The sequence below is a fragment of the Sporomusa sp. KB1 genome, assembly GCF_007830295.1.
GTDB lineage: Bacteria > Bacillota > Negativicutes > Sporomusales > Sporomusaceae > Sporomusa.
On record NZ_VLKC01000002.1, the window covers coordinates 5,089,390 to 5,112,212 of the forward strand.

Consider the following 22,823-nt stretch of genomic DNA (forward strand, 5'->3'; position numbering starts at 1 on the left):
ATAATTTTCTATTCATCCGGTTGTCTCACGTTTTTTCGTGAAGGCAATTGTTTTGCGGCAACTTCCAATGCCTTGATATTTTCTTCTCCACCGGCTAGTTCTTTATACTCACGGCGACGAACAGAAAAGCGATCGTATTCCTGTTTCGCAAATTCATCGGCTCGCTGTTTGCTTACACTTCCTTTATTCGAAAGCACCTGGCGCTCATTAAATTTGAGAAACTCATCCAACTTTTGTTCCCAATCCTTAATGAATACCTGCTTACGCCTTCTGGCTTGATCTTCTGCATAATCCAGCCACATGACAACGATCCGATTCAACTCATCAATTTCCATTTCATTTAAATAATTTTTGGCTACAATTACATCTGTCTTACGGACTTCATCGCCTTTCCATGTCATCAACCCCATATTCGGAAAGCTATGATTGGCACGGGACTGAATTAATTCAGCAGCGGTCATTCCCGTTGCAGCATAATGCAGCTTATTTTGAATAACACTAAAAAACTGTACGCTTTCTTGTGAAGAAGGTTCATAATCAGCGGCCATAGCGAAAATTTCTTTGACACGCAGATACATTCTCCGTTCGCTGGCGCGAATGTCGCGAATGCGTTCCAGCATTTCATCAAAATAATCCGGCACGCCTGATCCTGGAAACGGTGGGTTTTTCAGTCGCTCATCATCCATAACAAAACCTTTGACTAAATATTCCTTGAGCCGATCTGTTGCCCAACGACGAAATTGTGTACCGCGCTGCGAACGAACCCGATACCCGACAGCAAGGATTGCCTCTAAGCTATAGTGTTCAATTTCCCTGTTAACCTCTCGTTCGCCTTCCAATCGAACTATCCGGAATTTCCGGATAGTTGCCTCCGGTGACAATTCACCTTCAGCGTAAATATTTTTCAAATGTTCATTGATCGTCCGAACATCCTTTTGATAAAGCTCCGCCATTAAGCCCTGGCTGAGCCAAAGAGTTTCATCTTCAAAGCGGCATTCCACGCGGGTTTTACCATCTTGCGTCTGATAAAAAAGGAATTCACCTCTGGACGAAGAAATTTCATTATCCTTTTCGTTCATCCCTGTCACCTCCAAGGTAATAGAGTTAAGTTTTTAGAGTTAAGAGTTCAGTTATTTCAGACCTTCACTTAACTTTCAACTCTTAACCCTACAATTCTATATCGTCGCCAGCACGTCCAGCTTCTTGCCATCTATTCCAGTTTGTACTTTCTCATAATTGACCTTGACGCCGTCGTCCAGATCTATGGCGATACGGGCAAGCGCCAGATGGGCAATCTTTTCATCGTAGTCCTTGGTTTCTTTCAGTTGTTTGGTCAGCTTGTCCTTGCGCTTTTCGGCAGCAGTCACCTCGCGGGCATTGGTGCTATTATCAATAGTTTCCTGCATCCTGGCAAGTTCGCGCTCATAAACTCGTTGCATCTTATGCAGATAGTCGATACGAAGGTTGCCAATGGTATTCTCATCATAACGGTGCATATAAATGAGTGCCTTGAAGCCATCGGCCTTGCCGCTGTCAAACAGCCAATAGATGGGGCATTTTTGGTATACTTTGCAGTGATCCTTGAAAAAGTTTTTCAGAAAATAGTTGCGAATAATTTCGCGAGAGGTATTTCCTTTGTTACCCACTTCAGCAGCGATAAAATCAAGATTTTCTTCTAATGTCTCTGCACCATACGCCTTTTTGACAAAGGCGACGAATAAACCAACAATATCATCTTCGAAGTATTCTTCGTCGGTGATAGGGATGATATTATCCGCATCTGGTTCATATGTTGCCCTTTTCCACGCGCCATCAATTTTTATATCAGCATAACGATATGATGCTAAACTGATTCCAGCATAACCACCACGAATTGGATTTCCGTCTTTATCAAGTGCCGCATGACCCTTGTATTTCCGGTAGTAATCTTCAAAATCACCACCAGCAAAAACCAAACCTTCTTTATCCAACGAATAACGACCAAACATACAGCCAACAGCATATAAAATAAAGCTGCGGATATCACGTCCTAAATCAGCTTTTCGAATGGTCACGTCCTTTTCCTCAACTTCGGGAGTTAATTCGTCTTGTAAACCGTATATTTCGATGAAAATGCGGTTTAATTCTTCTTCGTTGGCTTTGAGTTGAGCGAATTGATTGTAGGCAAAAACTTCCCATGATGCAAATGCATATGCAATTTGACCATTATTACCGTAAATAAGCAGTGGATGTCTCTGGAAATTCCATGATACTTCAAAAGCATCCCAGTCTAATTGCGAAATCGCAATGTTATTTTTCACGAGCCTTTCCACCGCACCTTGATCCAGAGCAAAAATAATAGGTAATCGTTCCAAGTCATAATTTGTAAAACTCATTGTAGGATTAAGTGCTTGCAAATACTGAAATGCTATTCTCGAACACAAGAATCCTGCAATATAATACAATGAATATTCTTTATGCTTTCCGAATGCAGAGCGACTTGTATCATCAAAAATATACCCTATTCCCTTGTATTTAACAGCAAATCGTGACGAGCTTAATTTATTCCAAGTTAATCCTTCCTGAAAATAACAGTCTTGATTTCTTAGTGCTGCTCCTTTTTGCAATTTAAGTTTTCTCCCGCCTAATTCCCAATCAATAACATATTCATCATTTGTTGACCATTTACGAAATTCACCGCCACTATTACAAGGAAACCATTTATGACATCCATCTAATGTTTGTTCTATATTTTTATAGTAAAATCCTATTTTCCCTACTTCAACTTCAGACCAATGCCGAAGATATTTGGGATTATCAGCAGTGGATAATCCCGCTTTCAAATCTAATACATCATAGATTAGCTGCTCCGACAAACACCGCGAATAAGGATAAATCATTTTGTCAGATATCCAATACGCAATCGGCATCCCCGGGATTTTAGAAAAGTTTTCAGCGTTAGTTTCAAAGAAATAACCACAATTTTTATCTACCAGTGCTTCCAGCACTTTTTGTTTTTGCACTTCCATGCCACCCTTAAAGTCGGATAGCTTAAAGTAGTATCCATTTTGCATATCTTTTGCATTTTGTAGCACAAAAGAACAAATCGGCACTGTAGCTTCTTCAAAAGCAGAATACTCCATCTGAATAAGAGTAGTAATAGATTTATTATTGATGATAAACTTACGCAAATTCTCATAAGTTTTTATAAACATCCAAACAAATGGTGTCATAAATGCTGAATAACCATTAGGCCTGCAATAACCAAAATTGCGGTACATAAACACACTGAACAAGTCCCCACTATAGGGCTTATATTGATTAATTACAAACTCTTTCAGATGACTTTCAAGCTTGTTCATATATGGCGGATTTGTACAAACTATCGTATATTTCTTAGCCATGATTTTTGCCTGTTGCACTAAATTACGCATGATATTCGCAGTGTAGTTAAACTGAGCCGATGAGAAGAGATCCATTGGCACAGCCTTTTCACAATCCCGCAAGTAGGCTTCAAATGCGTCGTAATTTTTTTGATCAACTGATTGTAAAGAACCGACTTCCTTTGCATGACAATATTGCTCAATTAAGTATTCACCAATAACATTAAGTTTGCTATCGACAGTAATACCATTTTGTACAAATGTTGAAATCCCATTACTTTCTTGAATTGCGCAGACATTGGGTAAAATCCCCATAGTCAGCACACGACGGTTGTAACTTCTCGCTTTCATCATAACTGCAAAATAAGCCAACTGATATGCGCGATCATCAATATCCAAACCGTATAGATTATCTTTCAAAATACAAACAGCCGCATCGCGGTCAGAATAGCCACGTTCACGGTAAATTTCCATCAAAACATCAAAAGTATAAACCAGTATATGACCACTTCCCATACATGGATCAAAGAAAGTCAAATCCTTTGGCTCAACTTTTTCGTCGATGTATGTAATTTCTCCACTCTTAGGGGTGACAAAGAACTCTAGTTTTTCATGCAGTTTACTTTGCGGATTCCGTTCTATCCAATACAGTCCTAGGGAGTTATCCACCATATAACGAACTACCCAATCTGTTGTGAACAACTGAGTTGCCGCAGAAATATCTTCTTTTTTCACTGTCCCTTTGTAAATATTGATAACTTGATTTTTACGTTCGTCATTGTAATACTGGTACATCCAGCCGATAATTTCTACAGCTTCTTTAAAATCATCTTCCGAAATGTCATGAACTAGACGATACACCAAGCCATCCTTGTCAGTGAACACTACATTCAGCAACAGCTCAGTATAGTCACTGGTTTTTTCAAACAGGTTCGGCAAAATGGCATTTAGCGCATTGCACTGTTTGATAAACAACATGCAAAACAGCTCATCCAGCTGATTCTCCTGTTTTAACTGCATAATGCGGTCTTTTTCATAAGGGGTAAACTCCAGATCGTTATCAAAAGGATGGGTCACCAGGTCCGGCTCCCCGTGCTTTCTGAAGAAAGCACACGGACGCGGGAAGTAAGATAATCGTTGACCTCCATAAACCGCACTGCAATCAAACGGTTAAACCAAGTATAGTCCACTTCCTCGATAACCGCTTTGTAGGCGGTCGAATAATCAGCTTGCTGCTCTTTGTTTCGGATAACGGTTGCCAGTGCTTCGCGTTGCTTGATCTCGATGCCGGAAATGGAATATGGCTCTTTAGTGCCGATGCCGAAGAAATGTACATCTTTTGTAGACTGCGGCAGAGGGCTTTTAATCGCCTTTTCAGTAATTCCTAAAAGTCCTGCCTTATATGTGATATCTGCGATCAGCTTATTTCTTGCCCAGATTGCAAAGTTTTTAATAGCTGTTTTGTTCATTGTCTACAGCTCCTTAGAATTCAATATTGATAACCGTATCCTCATCCAGTTCCTTGATAATCTGTTCTCTCAGGACTGCCATATACTTGTCCACGTCATGCACCGATTCAATCTGCCAGGAATTGGCCACGTTGACAGTTTTGATGCTGATGTTTTTGTGCTTCTTGATTTTCGGGGGAGGAGCAACCGGCTTTGTTCCTGTACTGCCATATTCAGCAGGCTTTTCAGCAATAGCTTTCGCTTTGGCAAGGGCAATAGCAATCTGTTCATCCTTCTTGGCAATCTCATTGAGCAAGCGAACTTTCAGGGCATCGGCTTCTACCTTGATATTTTGCAAGGTAGCCACGTTATTGCATGACTTGGCCTTCTCTTCGATTTCCGTAAAGAGTTTACGGAAGCGAGCGGCAAATTCATCCTTGTATTCTTTGATATTAAGCACTTCAAACACCCGGTTGCGAGCATCGTCAATGGCGGCAAGAACCGGCGCTTCCATCGAGGTAAGGACTTTCATGTAGGCATCACGGAAACAGTCAATCAACTCCGGCAGTTTCGGAATGTCCTTATAAGGAGCTTCTTTATGCAAGATGGCCTTGATTTCCGCAACGGCGCTTTCCACGCCCTCATCCACAATGAATGTTTTACTGTCATCGTAGATCATCATGAGATCCAAAGCCCGCTCAAAGATGGTTTTCTGTTCACCGGAAAAAAAGGTCTTCACTGGCTCATAATCTTCGGCAAAATCAAGATAATCATTGCGATCGGCATGGATTTTTTTGAAAAATTCTATGGGAGACTGTATTTGAGTAACGGCACGAAGGATGGTTTTTCCGCTGACTACCACTTTCTTTCCTGGCAAAGCCGCTGTTCTCTGCATGATCTCGAATTTTTCCAGTTCAGTGACAATGTTCTGGCTGTAGCTTTGGAAAGATCGCATCATAGAGTCATCGTCATCATTTACGCTGGAAATGCCGAACAGTTCCTTCATGACTTCACGAACAACCTTCTTCTGGTTGTCATTGGCTTTTTCGCGACGCTCGGTCAGCAGCTTTTCCACATACTCCCGCTTGGTGATATAGCGGACAAGGTCATCCTCGCTCTTATTCAAAAGCGTGACGCTGCTGCCGTTGACATTGAACGCGATATCGCCATTTTTGAACAACTTGGCCACTAGCCATTCCACGTCATCCTCAACGAAACCGTAAGGAGCTTTCATAAACCGGTCCAAAAGGCTTTTCATGGAGGTCTTCATGTGGGAACCGGAATTCATCGAAATAAAATTCAACATATCATTGAGGGCATGAACATTCGCTTCCGTATCGCCGTTCAAGGTCAGAGCCTGCTGATTTGATCTCTTGAACAAAGCGCGGATGTTGGCTTCCCCCATGACTGCATCAATGTAGGTCAGCTTATGATAAACGGCAGAAACCAAACGCCCTAGGGCATCATTGATTTTCGCCGTGACATCTTTGCTGACAATCGGCGCTTTATCGCCGTTCACATAGATATCGGCCTGTTTCATTGACTCAATCAGGAACAGTTTGGCGTTCCCGTTACGTTCCCGCATCTCTACCCGTTTCGCTTCTTTGATGGTTTCAAACTTGGTTAACGTACTGGAAGTGGTAAGTCGCAGGTATTTTTCAATTTTAAGTGCACTTCGCAGTTCATCAATAAACGCTACGTCGTTAGGTAGAACCACCAAAACTTCTTTACGTTGCCCGGACAGCATGCGTAGGGTGATTTCGTCTCCGCCATACTCTGACTTCGGGGTCACCACATGAACGCCAATATCATGATTTTGATTGGTTTTATACGGACGGTCATCCACCAACTGATTAAAAGCAAAGTTATACCGCCCGTTTAAGGCAGGGTAGCGATATTTCTTATCCGTAAAGATGTCTTCAAAGATCAGTTCGGAAACCTTGCCCAGCACCTCAGCCAGTTCCACATTCTGGCCTTCAATTTCCCGGTTGATTTCCTGCTCTTCATCGGTCAGGAATACGTAGATATCGCCGTTTTTCTGCACCAGCATCTGGCGGACAAGGACTTTCAGGGCTTCTCCCACTTTCTTTTTCAATTCGATACGGTCGGTATCAATATCATCAATCATTAGGCTGGTGATGTTGTCAAGGTTGGCAGTAATCTCCTTGACATACTTAATCATGAACAGCGTTTTCAGAACATTGACATTGAAGCAGTCTGCCTCGCGGTCTGGATTGATATAATCGTTTTCCCAGGCCCGGATGATTACGCCTTTATGGCTGTGATCAAGGAATTGGTGTAGGGCATCATAGAACACGTTGAACGGAATGATGGCTCCTGTCTCCTTATGCATCAGCTTCATGGCCGATTCCTTGAACAGCGCAATCATCGAGCGTTCGCCTTCGGACAGATGCTTGCCGGAAGCGCCATGGGTACGGATGGAAGTCAGTACGCTGGCCAGCAGGTTGAACTGGTAGGGTACAAAGGGATAAACGGCGGCAAAATCCTTGTCACCGGCATATAGTTTTTTTTCTACACCGTCATTGAAAACAATCAGGTTTTTGATGATGGTGGCTTTTTGCTCATACAGAAGTGTAAGGATTTGTTCCGGAGTGGGCTTTTTGCCCAAGATCCTTTTCTTGATGACTTCATCCACGTTTGCTGAAGATAATGACAGACGGGTATCAAACCGTCCCTGGATCTTCGAGAAGTCATTGCTCCTGAGCCCCATATCCTTGGCAATAGCGTCAATGTCCTGCTGACTGGTTACAACGACCCACGCCTTGCCCTGGCAGGCAGTGCCCAGATCCTCGGTTACCGTCTGGAGGTTCAGCATCAGTTTGGAGTCATCTCCTATGTACTGACCGATTTCATCTACCAAGAATACCAGATGATGGTTGTTGCCGTTGCGCTCGATGTATTCCTTCACCAGCTTGGCGAAATCTTCGATGCTGATATTGTAGCTTTCCGTTGCCTTCTCGCACCAGTTACGAGCTGCAGCTTCACTCATAAAGCCCATCTCGTCTAGAACATCAACGATTTTATCCTGAATGAAATCGAACTTGTGACGGGAGGTTTCCCAAGGTTTGCCGAAATCAGCGGTAAATTTTTCTTTGAACTCTTCATAGCGCCCCGCTTCGGCAAGAGTGCGCTCCAAATCAGCCAGGAAAGGGATGGAGCCGCAAAACCCCTGCATTTCATTGAATACTTTTAAGAAAACCGAGACGATGGCATCCTTTGACTGTTTGCCGGTCATCTCGCTTTTAGAGTCGATGTTAAACAACACCACATCGGTGTTTGTGGCAACACTGGTAGCCAGTCTCATATCTGCCAACACCATGGCATCGGCAATTTTATTATCATCGGTAAAATACTCCAGCGCCTTTTTGCCGTTTACTTCTTTGTTTTCGAGTAGGTAGGATAAGATTTTCAGAAAGTGGGATTTACCGCTGCCAAAGAAACCGGAAATCCAAACGCCCATCTTATCGGTATGGCCGTTGATGCCTTTTTTGTAACTGGCGAAGAAATCCGCAAAATGCTTTTGCAATTCGCGGGTGACAACGTATTCCTCCAGTTCCTGGCGAATGTTTTCATCATCGCCTTGGCCGACCTTGATCACACCTTTAATGTCGCGTTCAATATCCTTGGCAAACAGTTCCTTCAGCATCATAGCATTCCACTCCTTTAATCCACGAGCCGAAAGGCTCTGTAATAATTATCGTCTTTAATCGCACCAAACAAGACTAATTCCTGCCCGTTATATTTACCGGGATAAAACATGACAACCGGAACACGATCAATGGCCTGATGAAGATTATTGAGCACCTTATGTGAGCGTAGCAGCGGATAGCATTTTCCTACACCGATCAAAAAAACCACCGCATCTTGAGGAGTATGCTCCTGAATGTATTTTACAATCAGACTTTCATCATCATTGACTTGCAGCAGATTTCCTACTGCCTTGACAATGCGTTCCATCCCTTTTTTCTTTTCAAACTGGAAACATTGTTTCATGAATCCTTCCTTTTCCAGAAGATCAATGATTATGTCGTAAAGGTCATACACAACAAGCTCAAACCCGTCTGTGCCTTTACTGTTTTTTTCCTTCATATATGCAATATGTTCTCGCACAATCAATTCTTTGTCGGCCGGATAATCAAATACATAATAGCCCACTTCGTTTCCCAGGCCTTTGTTCTCCCGGAAGCTGGGCAACTTAATCATGTGCTCTGCCGCATCCAGTCGTTCTTCCAAGCTTGCCATTATCTCACCCCTGTCAGCGCACGGAGTATGGTTTCCATGCCATTTGCCTTCAAACAGTCTTCCAAAGCGTTATCGATGATTGGCTTTAGGATTTTCCTACTTCCTGTTTCTCGATCAATTAAGCCTGCTTCCATGAACATAGTCTTATAACAGGTGCCCAAACGTTTTAAAGTGTAGTCCGTCCATTTCGCCACCTTCTCGCTTTGTAGCTGTTTGTTTTTGAAAAAAACTCCAAGGTCGCTGTCTGTCAATTCATCAACACCAATAATCAGCTTTTCACGATAGACCTCGTAAACGAAGTCAAAAAACAAGCTGTCACTTTGCATCACCGCTATTAGGGCAATTACTTTCTGGTTTGAAATATTGCTTTGCTCAAACAATGTATAAAAAGAGGGATTCAAGCTCTTCACACGAGTTGACACCGTGTTGAATATCTGGATTGCCCTTGCCTGTGTTGGCGCTAAAAATATATTTTCTTCTACATTCAGCTTCTTAATTTCCGGCAAAGTTTTACCGCTGCTCAGCAGTTGAATCACCTTGCGGAACTCAGCAAACCAGAAGGAAAGCTTGACCATCCCTGCACTATATTCCTTGCGTTCCATATCTGTTTTTCTCCTATTGCTCTAGAATTGTTTTACTTGATGACAAGGCCGCATTATTATCAGGACTCTGAACGACTTCAACAATATCTCCAATATCACAATTGAGCGCGCGGCAAATCTTCACCAGTACCTCCATAGACACAAATTCATTATTAGATAATTTGGTCAAGGTGTTCGGGCTAATGCCGGTCATTTTTCGCAGTTCAGTCTTTTTGATGCGTTTATCAATCAACAGCTTAAGTAATTTGTTGTAGCATACGTCCATTATTCAACACCTCAATTGTTTTAACAAAAATTTACATTGTATATTATATCATAGTAATTCTTATATCAATAGCAAAAATATATAGATATTTGCGATTTTTTCTCAAATAAATATCATGACAAGCGCACAAATTTCCACATAAAAAGCAAAACACCACTCGCTCACATCTCTGCTACCGGTGGCTATTTTGCAAAAATTCCAAAGTAATGTCACTATCTTCGATGGTATCGTGTAGAACTCCACATATATGTTCAATTTCACTTTTGCCTGCCATCATTACCCAAGAGAATGAAAAATGTATGGTGCCCCAGCTTTATCAATTTGCCCGGCATGTGCGGTAATTAGGAATTTTATTTGGTGAAAACAGCTATCTCCGTATAACAAAACTGCTTGGTCACTATTGCCTTAATTCAATTTGCGAAATTTATTGTACCTTATCTAATAATTTAAGAAGCCGTCGCAAACCGAAACCCGCCAGCACCAAGACCTATGGTGCCAAGCGGAAAGTATCCAAGGGCAAGGCGTAATCAGCCTTGCCCTTGTTTTTTTGCTGGTGGTACCGGCATATCCGGCTTATCATTCTTATCATTATAAGAAGCCCGGCAAGCCGGATAGCGTGAACAGCCCCAAAACTTGCCATGCTTACCATTCCGGAGTTGGAGCACCCCTTTACGACAGCGAGGACAATGATACTCACCATTGAGTGGTATGTCGGCCCCCTTGGCCTTGGTGCATAGACTGGCCGTAAACCGGGCTTGCTGCATTAAAAAAGTGTCCAGGCTGGCATGGCCTTCGGCCATCTGGTGTAAAATATCCTCCCATAAAGCGGTAAAGTCAGGATAGGTAATTTCTTCCGGCAGTATATCGACAAGCAAATACGCCGGCTCAGTGGGTTTAAGATATTTTCTCTTGGTTTCTTCCTTCAAAAAGCCGCGGTCAATCAGTTCTTTAATAATGGTAGCACGGGTAGCCTCGGTGCCAATGCCGGCCACATCTTTGAGCTGCTTTTTCAAGTCAGGATTTTTTACATATTTATGTATTTCTTTCATAGCAGCTAGCAGCGTAGCCGCCGTAAACCGGCCTGGTGGTTTTGTCGATTTTTTCTCAGCCGAAGCCCGTATAAATAAAGGCTGATCGCCTTTCATCATGGATGGCAGCATTGTACTGTCATCCTCTTTTTTTTCTTCGGTATCGGCGCTATAGATTTCTTTCCAGCCTAATTCCTTGATAATACGGCCATTGGCGATGAAGGTTTCACCGGCATGTTCCAGTTCAGCCCGCGTCTGATCATAAACATGAACCGGATAAAATTGGGCAATATAGGTCTGAGCAATAAGAAAATAAATATTTCTTTCTGTCTCATTCAAACTGGCAAAATTACATCGTTCCACAGTAGGTATGATGGCATGGTGAGCGGTGATTTTCTTATCATTCCAGGCACGGCTGCTAATATTGGTATCGGCTTTAGCCGCCCAGCCTGCCAGTTCGTTATTAGCAATTCGGCCTAAATTACCAATAATTGTGGCAGCATCTTCATGCTGAGCCTCAGGCAAAAATTCGCAGTCAGAACGCGGGTAGGTAGTGAGCTTGCGTTCATATAGCTTTTGGGCCGTATCTAATACCACCTGCGGATCATAACCAAACTTTTTACCAGCCATAACCTGCAGGGTTGAAAGTGCTAGCGGCAGACGCTGCTGCTCCTTTTTTTCAGTTGTTTCGCAGGAAATTACAGTCACTGGCTCCTTAGCCGACTGCAGCCATGCCAGCAAGTCCTTGGCAATGGTTTTATCTGCCAACCGGCCTTCCGTATCAAGACCTGGTTGTTCCTCTTGCGGTTTCCAATAGGCGGTAAAAACAGTGGTATCATGCTCAAAATCAGCTTTAACAGTAAAATACTCCACTTGTTTGAAGCCTTCTATTTCCCGCTCACGGCGGACAACAAGGGCCAGGGTTGGCGTCTTAACCCGGCCTACCGGCAAGGTTGTGCGGTGACCTGCCTGCTGGGCTGCTAACGTATATGCCCGGGATAGATTCATGCCAATCAGCCAGTCAGCACGGGATCTGGCTAAGGCTGACTGCTTCAAGTCATGAAACTCCTGGTTATCCCGCAGGCTGATAATGGCTTTTTTTATGCTATGCTCATCAAGTGCATTTAACAAAATCCGGCGCACCGGCTTTTGATTATTAACATAATCCAACACTTCATCAATCAGTAACTGTCCTTCACGGTCAGGGTCACCGGCGTGGACAATTTCTGTTGCCTGGTCGATCAAGCCTTTGACAATTTCAAATTGTTTTTTGCAGGAATCAGCCACCAACAGCTTCCAGTTTTGCGGGATTATCGGTAAATCCTCTACCCGCCATCTTTCATATTTGGGATCATATTCATCCGGTTCAGCCTGGCGGAGAATATGCCCATAACCCCAGGTAATTACGCCATCGCCGGTAGTAATATAACCATCCTTGCGGCTTACCGGTCCTGGCAAATATTTCGCAATTTCAGCTGCCATGCTGGGTTTTTCAGCAATATATAACTTCACTTAACCACCGGTCCACGCCAGGCGAGCATGCCGCCTTCGATGTTTACCACCTGCTCAAAACCCTTGCTGCGCAACAGGTTTGTTCCCTGAGCACTTCTTCTGCCACTGCGGCAAATAAGCAGCACCGTCTGGTCTTTGGGTATTTCATCTAACCGGGTTTCCAATTGATTGAGCGGGATAAGCACTGCATCAGGAATATGGCCTTCCTGATATTCCTTTAGGGTACGCACGTCAATAATGGCAGTTTTTTGGGCCTGCCACAAAGAAAGCGCTTCCTCGGTAGTCATACTAATTCCTCCTTGACTGGCAACAACCTGGTTGCAGCCAGCGCTGATAGCCATTACTACTACCAGCATACCTATCATCATTATTTTATTCATTTTTCACTATTTCTCCTTGTGACATTTTAACATAACTCTTGGCAACTGTGACAAGTGCAAGAGGAATAGTAAGGAAAATGTAGAATATTTTACATGCAAGATTATTTCTTTACCTTAAGCCTTGGCTTAGTTCCTGCTTTTTTATCAAATAGCTTACCATGGGCTAATTGCTTTGGCAGCATTGCTATCTTTAGCTGTTTTTCATAGTGGGTAATTAAAGCAGCTTCCTGTGGTGATACTATGGAAATCGCTGTCCCGCTTTTCCCCGCCCGCCCGGTACGTCCGGTTCGATGTAAATAGATGGCCGGATCTTCCGGCAAGTCTAAATTAATTACAAAATCTACTCCGGGGATATCAAGCCCACGGGCTGCCAAATCAGAGGCGATCAGCAATTGAAGTTTGCCACTCCGAAACCCATCCAGGGCTTTTTTCCGGTCTTCTTTAAGAAAACGCCCATGGATACCGGCTGCAGTTAAGCCATTATAGTTGAGCTTGTCCACCGTTAATTCAACATCATCACTACGATTAATAAAGACCAGCGCTCTGTCAATGGGCATGGCTCGTACTATTTTTCGCAGCAATTCAAACTTATCCCGCCGCTCAGCTACAAAATAAATATGCTTAATATCCGGCTTATTACCGGCTTTTTCTTGCGCCGCCACTATTTCAACAGGGTTATTCATAAGCTCTTGCACCCGCACAAGCGTCACCTGCGGTACTGTTGCAGAAAAGGCCAAAAGTTGTCTGTCCTTTTGCGTAGTCTTAATGACAGCTTTAACACTGTCCATATTATTATCATCAAGCAATCTGTCAACCTCATCAAGAACAATGGTCTTAACAGTCTGGGTGTTTATCTTTTTTTTCTGCACCAATTCGAGGATGCGCCCGCTTGAACCGGTAATGATATGCGGTTTTTCCTTTAATTTATCAATTTGCCGCATAATATTGACATCACCAATGATGGGGGCAGCCGTCACCGGCAAGCCGGTATTAGTTGCCAACAATTCAATCTGACGCTGGATCTGGATGGCCAATTCATGAGTTGGTGCCAAAATAAAAGCTTGTGTCTCGCGTTTGGCAGTGTCAATTTTTTGGAAAAGCGGTAAAAGATAGGCCAGTGTTTTTCCTGTACCGGTAGGCGATTGGCCGATACTATCTTTGCCAGCCAATGCTGGTGGTATAACTTCAAGCTGTATCGTTGTAGGCTCAGTGATACCCGCTTTGGTAAGCCCCTGGGCCAGCGGTGCTATCAGCCCTAATTGTTCAAAGTCTTTTTTCATATACTATTTATTCAACCTCCGCTAGTCTAAATCTGCTGGTTATTATCATGCCCTAATTCAACAGCAACTACTGTAATCCCTTTTCTAGCAATAACAACCATTCAACAATCTTAAGGAGATGAGCACGTATGAGTGACAACATTGTAGAATTTTACCAATCGCTAGGCTTTGAAGAAACCGAAGTGGAAGATGGACAAACGGTACTGGGTATTGAGCTTACGCCAGAGGGGGCTTACGCCTTACTCACTGATGCGGAGGGCCTCATGCCGCAAACTCCCAACCAGGAAATCATCTTTGCCTACTACACGCCAGAAGATTCCTATCTCTGGAGCGCAAGCTTCAAAAATTCCACTGTATTTAAAAACCTTTGGACAGCGGCAGCAACCATTGAGGACAAACTGGCGGCTATCACCACCCATCGGGAGGCAAATCAAAGGTTTTAGTAAAATAGCCCCAAAAGGCGAGATTGCTTACACTATTGTTCACAATAACCAACAGGTACTTCCTGTTCCCAATCATTGCGAGCGACAGTACGGCAATCTCGCCTTTTATTTTAAGCTAAGAAAATATATGGTTTTGAGAGTTATGGAGGCCTTATAAAACAAGGGGGTGTCAAGTATAAAACCCGGCACAGGCGACCCCGTGCCCCGTGCTTCGTGCCCCCCGTAACCCCCCGGCCTTTGCCGGAAAAAGCGTTCCGCAGGAGAAAAGCCGGGCGGTATTCCGTTAAAAAATCCGTACTGTTTGAGCGTAGCGAGTTTACGGATTTTAGGAATATCGCCCGGCTTTTCAGCTTTTGGAGGCTTGGGGCCTAGACCTTTTGTTACTTTTGGGGCAATGCCAAAAGTAAAACCCCTCTCCTTGTATTCCATTGACTCAACGTAAGACAAAGGACGCATAGCGTTTTTCTTATTCTACGTTATCTTACCTGCTAATTAGTCAAACTGCGAACAGGAGCCGGGATTCTCCCGCCCCGGGCAATAAAATCATCTGATTTAAATTTGCTCACAGGTATAATCGGGCTATAGCCCAACAGTCCGCCGAATTCAACATTATCTCCCACTTTTTTGCCTGGTACAGGAATAACCCGCACAGCCGTTGTCTTGTTATTAATCATGCCAATGGCCGCTTCGTCGGCAATAATCGCCGATATGGTAGCTGCCGAAGTATCTCCCGGAATAGCAATCATATCAAGACCAACCGAGCATACACAGGTCATCGCCTCTAATTTTTCCAAAGTCAAGCTGCCACGTTCAATAGCGGCAATCATACCCGCATCTTCGCTGACGGGGATAAAGGCTCCGCTAAGACCACCTACATGGGAGGAAGCCATCAAACCACCTTTTTTAACAGCATCATTTAAAAGCGCCAGGGCGGCGGTTGTACCTGGTGCTCCACAGCTTTCCAGGCCCATTTCTTCCAGAATATGCGCTACACTGTCACCAACTGCCGGTGTCGGTGCCAGCGATAAGTCGATAATTCCAAACGGATAACCAAGCCGGCGTGAGGCTTCCTGAGCCACTAATTGGCCAACACGGGTAATTTTAAAGGCCGTGCGTTTTATTGTTTCAGCCACAGCACTAAAATCCTTACCGCGTACATCTTCCAGTGCCCGTTTAACAACACCAGGACCGCTTACACCTACATGAATAGTAACCTCAGGCTCACCAACCCCGTGGAACGCGCCGGCCATAAAGGGGTTGTCCTCAGGCACATTAGCAAACACTACCAGCTTAGCACAACCTAGTGCGTCCCGGTCTTTGGTCCGTTCGGCGGTAAGCTTGATAATCTCGCCCATTTCCCGGACACAGTCCATATTAATACCCGCTTTGGTTGAGCCCAGATTGACTGACGAGCATACTCGTTCAGTCACTGCCAATGCCTCCGGAATGGAGCGAATCAGTATGCGGTCCCCGTTGGTATAGCCTTTTTGCACAAGCGCCGTGAAGCCGCCAATAAAGTTTACCCCGACTTCCTTGGCAGCAGCATCCAATGCCTGTGCCACTGCAACATAGCTATCTGTATGGCAGCTTTCGGCAGCAATAGCAATCGGCGTTACCGAAATACGTTTATTAATAATAGGTATGCCATATTCAGCTTCGATATCTTCCCCTGTCTTAACCAATTTTTCAGCAGTACGGGTAATCTTATCATAGATATTCTGACAAAATACCTTAGTATCCGGGTGCCCGCAGTCTCGCAGGCTGATTCCCATCGTGATTGTCCGAATATCGAGCTTATTTTCTTCAATCATGCGGTTAGTTTCATTGACGTCCTTCATTGTGAACATGTGTATCTTCCTCCAAGCTTAAGACAGTTATTATACGCGGTGCATTACATTGAATATATCCTCATGCTGCACTTTAATATCAAGACCCATAGCAGTACCTTTTTCGCCTAGCAGTTGTCCTAAATCTTTCAGACTGATAATAGCTTGCGACATATTAACCAACATGACCATGTTAAAGAAGCCTTCCAGGATATTCTGGTTGATATTAAGAATGTTAATATTGTTTTCCGCCAAAATATTACTGATCATGGCAATAATGCCGACCCTATCTTGTCCGACAATTGTAATGACAGTTTTCATAGTATCACACTCCAAAATTTTGTATTATCTGCTTAATGGTATGATAATATTATACTCATTTTCGTAAAAAAGCCAAGCGTATGTACAGAAAAAACACCTGTCGCCCATAACAGGTGTCAATTTGTTCGTACTTTCACTTATAAAACTAGCATTTAGACCCGCGTTTATGCAGCAAATATTCATATGCTACCATAGCCGCCTTCGCACCATCGCCGGCTGCAATTACAATCTGCTTGTAAGGACCATTAGTTACATCACCAGCAGCAAATAAGCCTGGAATATTGGTCCGGGCACGACAGTCAGTAACCACTTCCCGGTAGTTGTTAAAATCAAGTATTCCCTGACAGTATTCCGTGTTAGGCAATAAACCAATTTCGACAAAGATCCCCTGTACCATAAGCTCAGTTTGTTCTTTGGTTTCATTGTTGGTAATAATCAGAGTTTCTACCGCCTGCGCTCCCTTGACCTCGGTTGTCGTATAACCACTGAATTCAATAACTGGCTGCGCAAGTTCTTTGAGCTTTTCAATAACAATAGGCTCGGCAGTATAACCATGTAAGGCTATGAGGTAAACCTTGGCAGCCACACCACTGACTTCGATTGCAGCTTGCAAAGCCGAATTTCCGCCACCAATAACGGCTACATTTTTCTCGGCAAACAGTGGTCCATCACAGGTAGCACAATAACTGACTCCCCTTCCGGTAAACTCTGCTTCTCCTGGTATCTCCAGGCGGCGTGGACGTTTGCCTGAAGCAATAATAACGGCTTGAGCCTGATACTCGCCCTTATCACTTATTACGCTAAAGGTTCCATCCGTATTTTGGGATAAATCAGTAACCTCCTCATATTTTATTTCAATAGGGAACTTTCTTACTTGCTCATCAAATTTATCCATAAGCTCAGGCCCGGTAATAAATTGATAACCCATATAATTTTCAATGTCCATCGTCCACATCGGCTGACCACCAAACTCTTTAGTCAGCATAAGCACCTTCAGTCTTTTGCGCGCCGTGTACACGGCAGCTGTCATACCGGCGGGACCTCCGCCAATAATGATCAACTCATACAAAGCTATCACCCTCGCACTAGTATTTAGCTGTATATAACGCATAAATGAATAGTCATTATTTATTGTTTCTATAAAAACTATATGTTAGTGCTTCCTGATTTGCTACCATTCTTCCGGCAGTAACATCGGCAACAAATAATGTATGAGTACCCACATCCACCATTTTTTCCGGCAATATGCTTGCTTCAACATACGCAAGACAATTTTTCAGAATAGGACAGCCATTTTTTCCGGAAATATATTCCACACCCGCAAATTTATCTGTAGTACGGCCAGACTGGTAGCCAAACCGGCGGACGGCTTCCGATTGACTGGTAGTTAGCATCGACACTGCAAATACACCGCTTTCCATAAGGTACTCATGGGTAAGATTATTTTTATTAAGACATACCGACACCCGCAAAGGGTTACTCGTTAATTGAAACAGAGTATTACAGCATTGCCCGTTAAACTTATTAGCTTTAACAGAAGTAACAATATACAGCCCGTAGCTTATTTTATCTACAGCCGAATTAGCCGTATCAAGGCCTGCCGCAAGCACCGCCTCTGTGGTTAGTTCCAAGACCTCATCAAGCAGCAAAACAAATAGTTCAGAACCAACGCCGCAGACGGGACACTTATCAGGCGGCGTATCGCCGGTATGAACATAATCGCATACTGTACATTTCCAGCGCTTACCTGCCTGCTTTGGCGCAGGCGTCTCTATAACGACAGTGAATTCCTCCGGACCAACACCACAAATCGGGCATTTTTCTGGCAGCTCTGCTCCTTCATGTATGTATCCACATACACTACAACGCCATTTATTCATAAGCTTTTCCACCTTTGTCAAAAAATAATTATTCTTTGCTTCTTATTTTCATTCCAACTTGCGTATTTGTCAATAATTTGTTACTATTTTTTATAAATACAATGCATTTACTGTAAATAGTTAGTTTTTAAACAATTTTGAGAAAAGAGAGGGGAAAAAAGATGATAACGCCTGAGCTAATTGCCAGAATAAATGCTTTGGCAAAAAAGAGTCGTGAAATAGGTCTTACTGACAATGAACGCTCTGAACAAGCCGAGCTTCGCCGCCGTTATCTTGACAATATACGAACACAGGTTAAAGCACAGCTTGACTGTATAGAAATTGTCGATCATGAGGAAAACTGCAATTGCGGCTGTCATAATCAGCACTAATAGATAACGCCGGAGCCATGGCTCCGGCGTTATCTATTATAGTCCAGCAAGTGAATAAATTATTTATTATCTTGAAAGGTTTCACAGTCAGTATCTGCTGTTTTGGAAGCATTAGGACCTGCTACATGAATGCTTTCGGCGTTGCAATAATTGCCATTATCCCAAAATTTGCAGTTATTAACAAAACATTCTACCGCTGGAGTGATTTGTGTACCTTCCAAAAAGGCGGCTGACATAGTACCGCCAATATTGGCGTTGTGGAAAGCACCAACCATATCCCCCATTGTCTTACGGTGATGAAAAGCCTTGCACAAGGTATCCTGTGGCTTGCCTGAAGTCCCTTTGAGCTCATCATTATAGACACTAATTTTTGCGGCCATACACTGCTCGCCGGGCATATAGTGGGTACATTGATCAACACTGCATTTAACCGTTGGATTCGACATATAGTTCACCTCTTTATTTTTTTTATAGTATTTATCTGTTTTTCATCTTTTATGCTCATTAAATCATCACAAATGCTAGTTGTATTCTTGTATCATATTGGCACACAGGACAGTATAGCAGATGCAAACAATAGTCCTCTGATGTAAAAGGCAGACATTGAGTATCCATATACGGACTGTATGGTCCAAGATAGCTGTTGACAGCGCCACCATCAACTAGAGCGGCGCCACACTGAGGACACTTTGCTGTAATTTGCTGCAAGGCATTGCACAGCGGGCAAATCTTTTCCATATGTTTCACCTCATTGAATTACATCTTGGTTAGTGTGCGCTTGCCGCGGATGATTCATCCTGGAAAACAGGCAGTAAGACAGCTTTATCCTTTTTTACGAATACTACCTATAAAGAATTACATACACTACAATGGGAATTCGACAAAAATCCCAAAAAATTGAAAATATTATATTGGATAGGTGATACATATGCCAAAAAATACCCCTCCTGACCTCAATATCCGTCCAAGAATTCTGTACCAAGTTGCCAAAGCTGCCTGGGAAGGAACATTATTTGAACGCAAAGGAGAAATCTGCCATTTATTACAGCGAGAATTTGCAGATAAAGCTACCCGTCGCCTTGTTGCCAATCAGATTCGCATCGCGATGGGACTGGAGCCTACCGATTCGGAAGAAGTCATCAATGAGTATGATGCAGAGGCGCTCATGGGCATAGGCAGCGAGCCTGTTGTTATTGCCAATCCAGAAGCTTGCGAAAATTGCCATAGTTTCTCCTGTGAAAAAGCCTGCCCGCTTGGCGCTATTACCCGTGACGAACTGGGACGACCCTCTATTGACAGAACCAAATGCGCGAATGACGGCTATTGCATCAGCGCCTGTCAATTTGGTGCCTTAGCCGACAAATCCCAATTCGTCCCACTCATTAATCTCCTGCGTCAAAACTCTCATAAAGTGTATGCCTCTGTTGCCCCCGCTTTTGCCGGACAGTTTGGCTCTAAAGTAACTGCAGGAAAGCTGCGCAGCGCCTTGTTAAAATTAGGCTTTACTGAAATGGTAGAAACGGCGTTATATGCTGACCTTATCACCATAAAAGAAGCCTTCGAGTATGATGATAAGGTCAAAAGCGAACATGATTTTTTAATCACCAGTTGCTGCTGCCCTATCTGGATTAAGTTAATTGAAAATAAATTTCCTGACTTAATGGGCCACATATCGCCATCAGTATCGCCTATGATCGCCTCAGGGCGGTTAATCAAAGAACTTGAACCTGAGGCTAAGGTCGTTTTTATCGGCCCCTGTGTTGCTAAAAAGTCTGAAGCACAGCTACCTGATCTTAAAGGTGCTATCGATTTTGTCTTGACCTTTCAGGAGCTTACAACGATCTTTGAAGCAGCTGCTATCACTCCCTCCGAGGAACCAGATGAAGAAAATCCGCTAGCTTCCTGGGGCGGTCGGGTCTATGCCCGTACAGGCGGCGTCAGCGACGCGGTTGGTACCACTTTGGAAAAATTAATTCCTCGCCGGGCTGAGCTGTTTAAGCCCATTAAGGCAGACGGTATTCCTGACTGCACAAAACTATTAGAAGAAATCAAAGCAGGCAAACGGGAATTCAACTTTATCGAAGGTATGGCTTGTAGAGGTGGCTGCGTAGGTGGACCTGGCCGGCTTCTTCCCCCTGAAGAAGGCACCAACCATGTAAATGATTATGGTAATGCCGCTCCTGCGCATACTCCAGTCGAGAATCCGCAGATATATTCTACCCTGGCCAAGCTTGGTCATTACAACGGTATGCCCACCATGACTGGTACAAGTAAAATGGCGGCCATTCTGGCCCGAAAACTTGGTTCTGTTATAAAATAATAATACATATTTTGGTTTTTGTGTCATGTATACAGTATTTTTTTTAAAATAATGCTGGTAAAAATGCTAATAACCGACTAAAATTTAATTATTACGCATTTATTATCCTATGTTTTACTAAAATAAGGGGGATTTGCATGACTACAAATAATCCAGTAAAAATAACAGAAACCATCCTGCGCGATGGCCATCAATCACTGGCGGCTACACGGATGCGCACTTCAGACATGCTGCCTGTTTTGGAGCAACTAGACGAAATTGGCTATTTCTCGATTGAGGCCTGGGGCGGCGCTACCTTTGACAGCTGTCTGCGCTTCTTAAATGAAGATCCATGGGAGCGGCTGCGTACGCTTAAGAAGTATTTGAAAAAAACCCCCATTCAAATGCTTTTACGCGGCCAAAATGTACTTGGCTACAATCACTATGCCGACGATGTTGTTCGCGAGTTTGTTAATCGTGCTGTTGACAACGGCGTAGGCGTAATTCGCATTTTTGATGCGCTTAATGATGTCCGCAATATGGAAGTTTCCATGCGGGCTGCCAAAGCGGCTGGTGCTCATGTGCAAGGTGCCTTTGTTTACACGATCAGCCCTTACCATAACAATGAGTCGTTCCTCAAGGTAGCCAAAGACCTTGTCAGTCTAGGCACTGATTCTATCTGCATTAAAGATATGGCCGGCTTACTCGCTCCCTACAAAGCATATGAGCTTATCAAGACTCTTAAAGCCGAAATTAATGTTCCTATTCACCTGCACACCCATTACACCAGCGGCATGGCTTCGATGACGTACTTAAAGGCTATTGAGGCCGGTGTTGATATTATTGACTGTGCCCTGTCACCATTTGCCCTCGCTTCCTCTCAACCGCCTACTGAAGCCATGATTGCCACACTGGAAGGCAATGAGCGTGATACTTGTCTGAACAAAGAAAAACTTTTCCCAATTGCCGATCATTTTAGAGGGGTAAAAAAAGAGCTTGCTGAAACTTTCCATCTTAATACAAATATCGAAATTGATACTAAGGTATTGTCCTTCCAAATCCCCGGCGGCATGCTCTCTAATCTCTTGAACCAGATGAAGGAACAGGGTATGGCTGACAAATTCCCTGAACTTATCGTAGAAATGCCGAAAGTGCGGGCCGAACTGGGTTATCCGCCGCTGGTAACACCAACAAGCCAGATTGTCGGTTCCATGGCCGCCTTTAACGTTATGCTGGGCCGCTATAAGGTCGTACCCCGGGAAGTCAAAGACCTGGCCCGTGGCAAATATGGCCGCACGCCAGCCCCTATTGATCCTGCGTTTTTACAATCACTTATTGGTGATGATGAGGTTATTACCCACCGCCCGGCTGATGACATTAAGCCGCAAATGGCTGCGCTTCGCCAGGAGCTAGCTGAAAAAGGCTACCCAAATGCTTCTACCGAAGATGTACTGTCTTATGCCGTGTTCCCTGAAGTAGCGCTGAAGTTCTTTGAAAGTAACAGATAAGTAAAAATAGAAAAGACCCTGCCACTTTGAAGACG

20 protein-coding genes are annotated in these 22,823 nt (G+C 43.7%); 4 read left to right on the forward strand and 16 right to left on the reverse strand.

Annotated elements, in window-relative coordinates; genetic code table 11:
* Positions 1–8 precede the first annotated feature (8 nt).
* From SALPA_RS27415 to SALPA_RS27460, 10 genes are all read right to left on the reverse strand, one after another.
* Positions 9–1,079 carry a virulence RhuM family protein gene (locus SALPA_RS27415; RefSeq protein WP_145101505.1) on the reverse strand — a complete coding sequence of 357 codons (1,071 nt, stop codon included), beginning with the start codon at positions 1,077–1,079 and terminating at the stop codon, positions 9–11.
* 96 nt (positions 1,080–1,175) lie between these two features.
* Positions 1,176–4,439 carry a BREX-1 system adenine-specific DNA-methyltransferase PglX gene (gene pglX, locus SALPA_RS27420; protein WP_222428141.1) on the reverse strand — a complete coding sequence of 1,088 codons (3,264 nt, stop codon included), beginning with the start codon at positions 4,437–4,439 and terminating at the stop codon, positions 1,176–1,178.
* Positions 4,436–4,831, reverse strand: a complete 396-nt coding sequence (locus tag SALPA_RS30655) for a hypothetical protein (RefSeq protein WP_222428142.1) — start codon at positions 4,829–4,831, stop codon at positions 4,436–4,438. The genes pglX and SALPA_RS30655 overlap by 4 nt, the downstream gene beginning before the upstream one ends.
* 13 nt (positions 4,832–4,844) lie before the next feature.
* Positions 4,845–8,480 (reverse strand): BREX system P-loop protein BrxC, encoded by a 3,636-nt coding sequence (gene brxC, locus SALPA_RS27425; protein ID WP_145101507.1) that lies wholly within the window; start codon positions 8,478–8,480, stop codon positions 4,845–4,847.
* Positions 8,481–8,494: 14 nt separating this feature from the next.
* Positions 8,495–9,073: a DUF1788 domain-containing protein gene (locus SALPA_RS27430; protein WP_145101509.1), complete on the reverse strand. Its 579-nt coding sequence runs from the start codon at positions 9,071–9,073 to the stop codon at positions 8,495–8,497.
* Positions 9,073–9,675, reverse strand: coding sequence for a DUF1819 family protein (locus SALPA_RS27435; protein WP_145101510.1), 603 nt, complete (start codon positions 9,673–9,675; stop codon positions 9,073–9,075). Before SALPA_RS27435 ends, SALPA_RS27430 begins: the two co-directional genes overlap by 1 nt.
* Positions 9,676–9,688: 13 nt before the next feature.
* Entirely contained in the window at positions 9,689–9,940 is a 252-nt protein-coding gene (locus SALPA_RS27440) for a helix-turn-helix transcriptional regulator (protein ID WP_145101512.1), read from the reverse strand.
* A 527-nt stretch (positions 9,941–10,467) separates the two neighbouring features.
* A complete protein-coding gene (locus SALPA_RS27450) occupies positions 10,468–12,480 on the reverse strand; it encodes a DNA topoisomerase 3 (protein ID WP_145101513.1) in 2,013 nt (670 codons plus the stop codon).
* Entirely contained in the window at positions 12,477–12,860 is a 384-nt protein-coding gene (locus SALPA_RS27455) for a rhodanese-like domain-containing protein (RefSeq protein ID WP_145101514.1), read from the reverse strand. The genes SALPA_RS27450 and SALPA_RS27455 overlap by 4 nt, the downstream gene beginning before the upstream one ends.
* Positions 12,861–12,961: 101 nt before the next feature.
* Positions 12,962–14,140, reverse strand: a complete 1,179-nt coding sequence (locus SALPA_RS27460; RefSeq protein ID WP_145101515.1) for a DEAD/DEAH box helicase — start codon at positions 14,138–14,140, stop codon at positions 12,962–12,964.
* A 128-nt stretch (positions 14,141–14,268) separates the two neighbouring features.
* Here SALPA_RS27460 and SALPA_RS27465 point away from each other — a divergent pair, with 128 nt between their 5' ends.
* On the forward strand, positions 14,269–14,583 hold the full coding sequence (locus tag SALPA_RS27465) for a GNAT family N-acetyltransferase (RefSeq protein ID WP_145101516.1): 315 nt from the start codon (positions 14,269–14,271) through the stop codon (positions 14,581–14,583).
* Positions 14,584–15,071: 488 nt separating this feature from the next.
* Here SALPA_RS27465 and SALPA_RS27470 read toward each other — a convergent pair whose 3' ends face one another.
* The 4 genes from SALPA_RS27470 to SALPA_RS27485 form a co-directional block, all read right to left on the reverse strand.
* Positions 15,072–16,430 carry a PFL family protein gene (locus SALPA_RS27470; protein ID WP_145101517.1) on the reverse strand — a complete coding sequence of 453 codons (1,359 nt, stop codon included), beginning with the start codon at positions 16,428–16,430 and terminating at the stop codon, positions 15,072–15,074.
* 30 nt (positions 16,431–16,460) lie between these two features.
* Positions 16,461–16,730, reverse strand: a complete 270-nt coding sequence (locus tag SALPA_RS27475) for an ACT domain-containing protein (protein WP_021170211.1) — start codon at positions 16,728–16,730, stop codon at positions 16,461–16,463.
* 145 nt (positions 16,731–16,875) lie between these two features.
* Positions 16,876–17,799, reverse strand: coding sequence for an NAD(P)/FAD-dependent oxidoreductase (locus SALPA_RS27480; RefSeq protein ID WP_145101518.1), 924 nt, complete (start codon positions 17,797–17,799; stop codon positions 16,876–16,878).
* A 55-nt stretch (positions 17,800–17,854) separates the two neighbouring features.
* On the reverse strand, positions 17,855–18,610 hold the full coding sequence (locus SALPA_RS27485) for a flavin reductase (RefSeq protein WP_145101519.1): 756 nt from the start codon (positions 18,608–18,610) through the stop codon (positions 17,855–17,857).
* A gap of 161 nt (positions 18,611–18,771) precedes the next feature.
* Between SALPA_RS27485 and SALPA_RS27490 the strand changes: the two genes are divergently transcribed.
* Positions 18,772–18,981, forward strand: coding sequence for a DUF896 domain-containing protein (locus tag SALPA_RS27490; protein WP_145101521.1), 210 nt, complete (start codon positions 18,772–18,774; stop codon positions 18,979–18,981).
* 59 nt (positions 18,982–19,040) lie between these two features.
* Here the strand turns inward: SALPA_RS27490 and SALPA_RS27495 are convergent, their stop codons facing one another.
* Complete coding sequence (locus tag SALPA_RS27495; protein WP_145101523.1) at positions 19,041–19,427, reverse strand: DUF1540 domain-containing protein; 387 nt, start codon at positions 19,425–19,427, stop codon at positions 19,041–19,043.
* A gap of 58 nt (positions 19,428–19,485) precedes the next feature.
* Entirely contained in the window at positions 19,486–19,719 is a 234-nt protein-coding gene (locus SALPA_RS27500; protein ID WP_145101525.1) for a hypothetical protein, read from the reverse strand.
* A 190-nt stretch (positions 19,720–19,909) separates the two neighbouring features.
* Here SALPA_RS27500 and SALPA_RS27505 point away from each other — a divergent pair, with 190 nt between their 5' ends.
* Together SALPA_RS27505 and SALPA_RS27510 are read left to right on the forward strand one after the other, a co-directional pair.
* Positions 19,910–21,301 (forward strand): [Fe-Fe] hydrogenase large subunit C-terminal domain-containing protein, encoded by a 1,392-nt coding sequence (locus SALPA_RS27505; protein WP_145101527.1) that lies wholly within the window; start codon positions 19,910–19,912, stop codon positions 21,299–21,301.
* A 137-nt stretch (positions 21,302–21,438) separates the two neighbouring features.
* Positions 21,439–22,788, forward strand: coding sequence for a pyruvate carboxylase subunit B (locus tag SALPA_RS27510; protein ID WP_145101528.1), 1,350 nt, complete (start codon positions 21,439–21,441; stop codon positions 22,786–22,788).
* Positions 22,789–22,823 lie beyond the last annotated feature (35 nt).

Bases quoted from the DNA above. Each gene is read 5' to 3' on its own strand.
- SALPA_RS27415 (WP_145101505.1), bottom strand. From the start codon at position 1,079: ATGAACGAAAAGGATAATGAAATTTCTTCGTCCAGAGGTGAATTCCTT.
- SALPA_RS30655 (WP_222428142.1), bottom strand. From the start codon at position 4,831: ATGAACAAAACAGCTATTAAAAACTTTGCAATCTGGGCAAGAAATAAG.
- brxC (WP_145101507.1), bottom strand. From the start codon at position 8,480: ATGATGCTGAAGGAACTGTTTGCCAAGGATATTGAACGCGACATTAAA.
- SALPA_RS27430 (WP_145101509.1), bottom strand. From the start codon at position 9,073: ATGGCAAGCTTGGAAGAACGACTGGATGCGGCAGAGCACATGATTAAG.
- SALPA_RS27435 (WP_145101510.1), bottom strand. From the start codon at position 9,675: ATGGAACGCAAGGAATATAGTGCAGGGATGGTCAAGCTTTCCTTCTGG.
- SALPA_RS27440 (WP_145101512.1), bottom strand. From the start codon at position 9,940: ATGGACGTATGCTACAACAAATTACTTAAGCTGTTGATTGATAAACGC.
- SALPA_RS27455 (WP_145101514.1), bottom strand. From the start codon at position 12,860: ATGAATAAAATAATGATGATAGGTATGCTGGTAGTAGTAATGGCTATC.
- SALPA_RS27460 (WP_145101515.1), bottom strand. From the start codon at position 14,140: ATGAAAAAAGACTTTGAACAATTAGGGCTGATAGCACCGCTGGCCCAG.
- SALPA_RS27465 (WP_145101516.1), top strand. From the start codon at position 14,269: ATGAGTGACAACATTGTAGAATTTTACCAATCGCTAGGCTTTGAAGAA.
- SALPA_RS27470 (WP_145101517.1), bottom strand. From the start codon at position 16,430: ATGTTCACAATGAAGGACGTCAATGAAACTAACCGCATGATTGAAGAA.
- SALPA_RS27475 (WP_021170211.1), bottom strand. From the start codon at position 16,730: ATGAAAACTGTCATTACAATTGTCGGACAAGATAGGGTCGGCATTATT.
- SALPA_RS27485 (WP_145101519.1), bottom strand. From the start codon at position 18,610: ATGAATAAATGGCGTTGTAGTGTATGTGGATACATACATGAAGGAGCA.
- SALPA_RS27490 (WP_145101521.1), top strand. From the start codon at position 18,772: ATGATAACGCCTGAGCTAATTGCCAGAATAAATGCTTTGGCAAAAAAG.
- SALPA_RS27495 (WP_145101523.1), bottom strand. From the start codon at position 19,427: ATGTCGAATCCAACGGTTAAATGCAGTGTTGATCAATGTACCCACTAT.
- SALPA_RS27500 (WP_145101525.1), bottom strand. From the start codon at position 19,719: ATGGAAAAGATTTGCCCGCTGTGCAATGCCTTGCAGCAAATTACAGCA.
- SALPA_RS27505 (WP_145101527.1), top strand. From the start codon at position 19,910: ATGCCAAAAAATACCCCTCCTGACCTCAATATCCGTCCAAGAATTCTG.
- SALPA_RS27510 (WP_145101528.1), top strand. From the start codon at position 21,439: ATGACTACAAATAATCCAGTAAAAATAACAGAAACCATCCTGCGCGAT.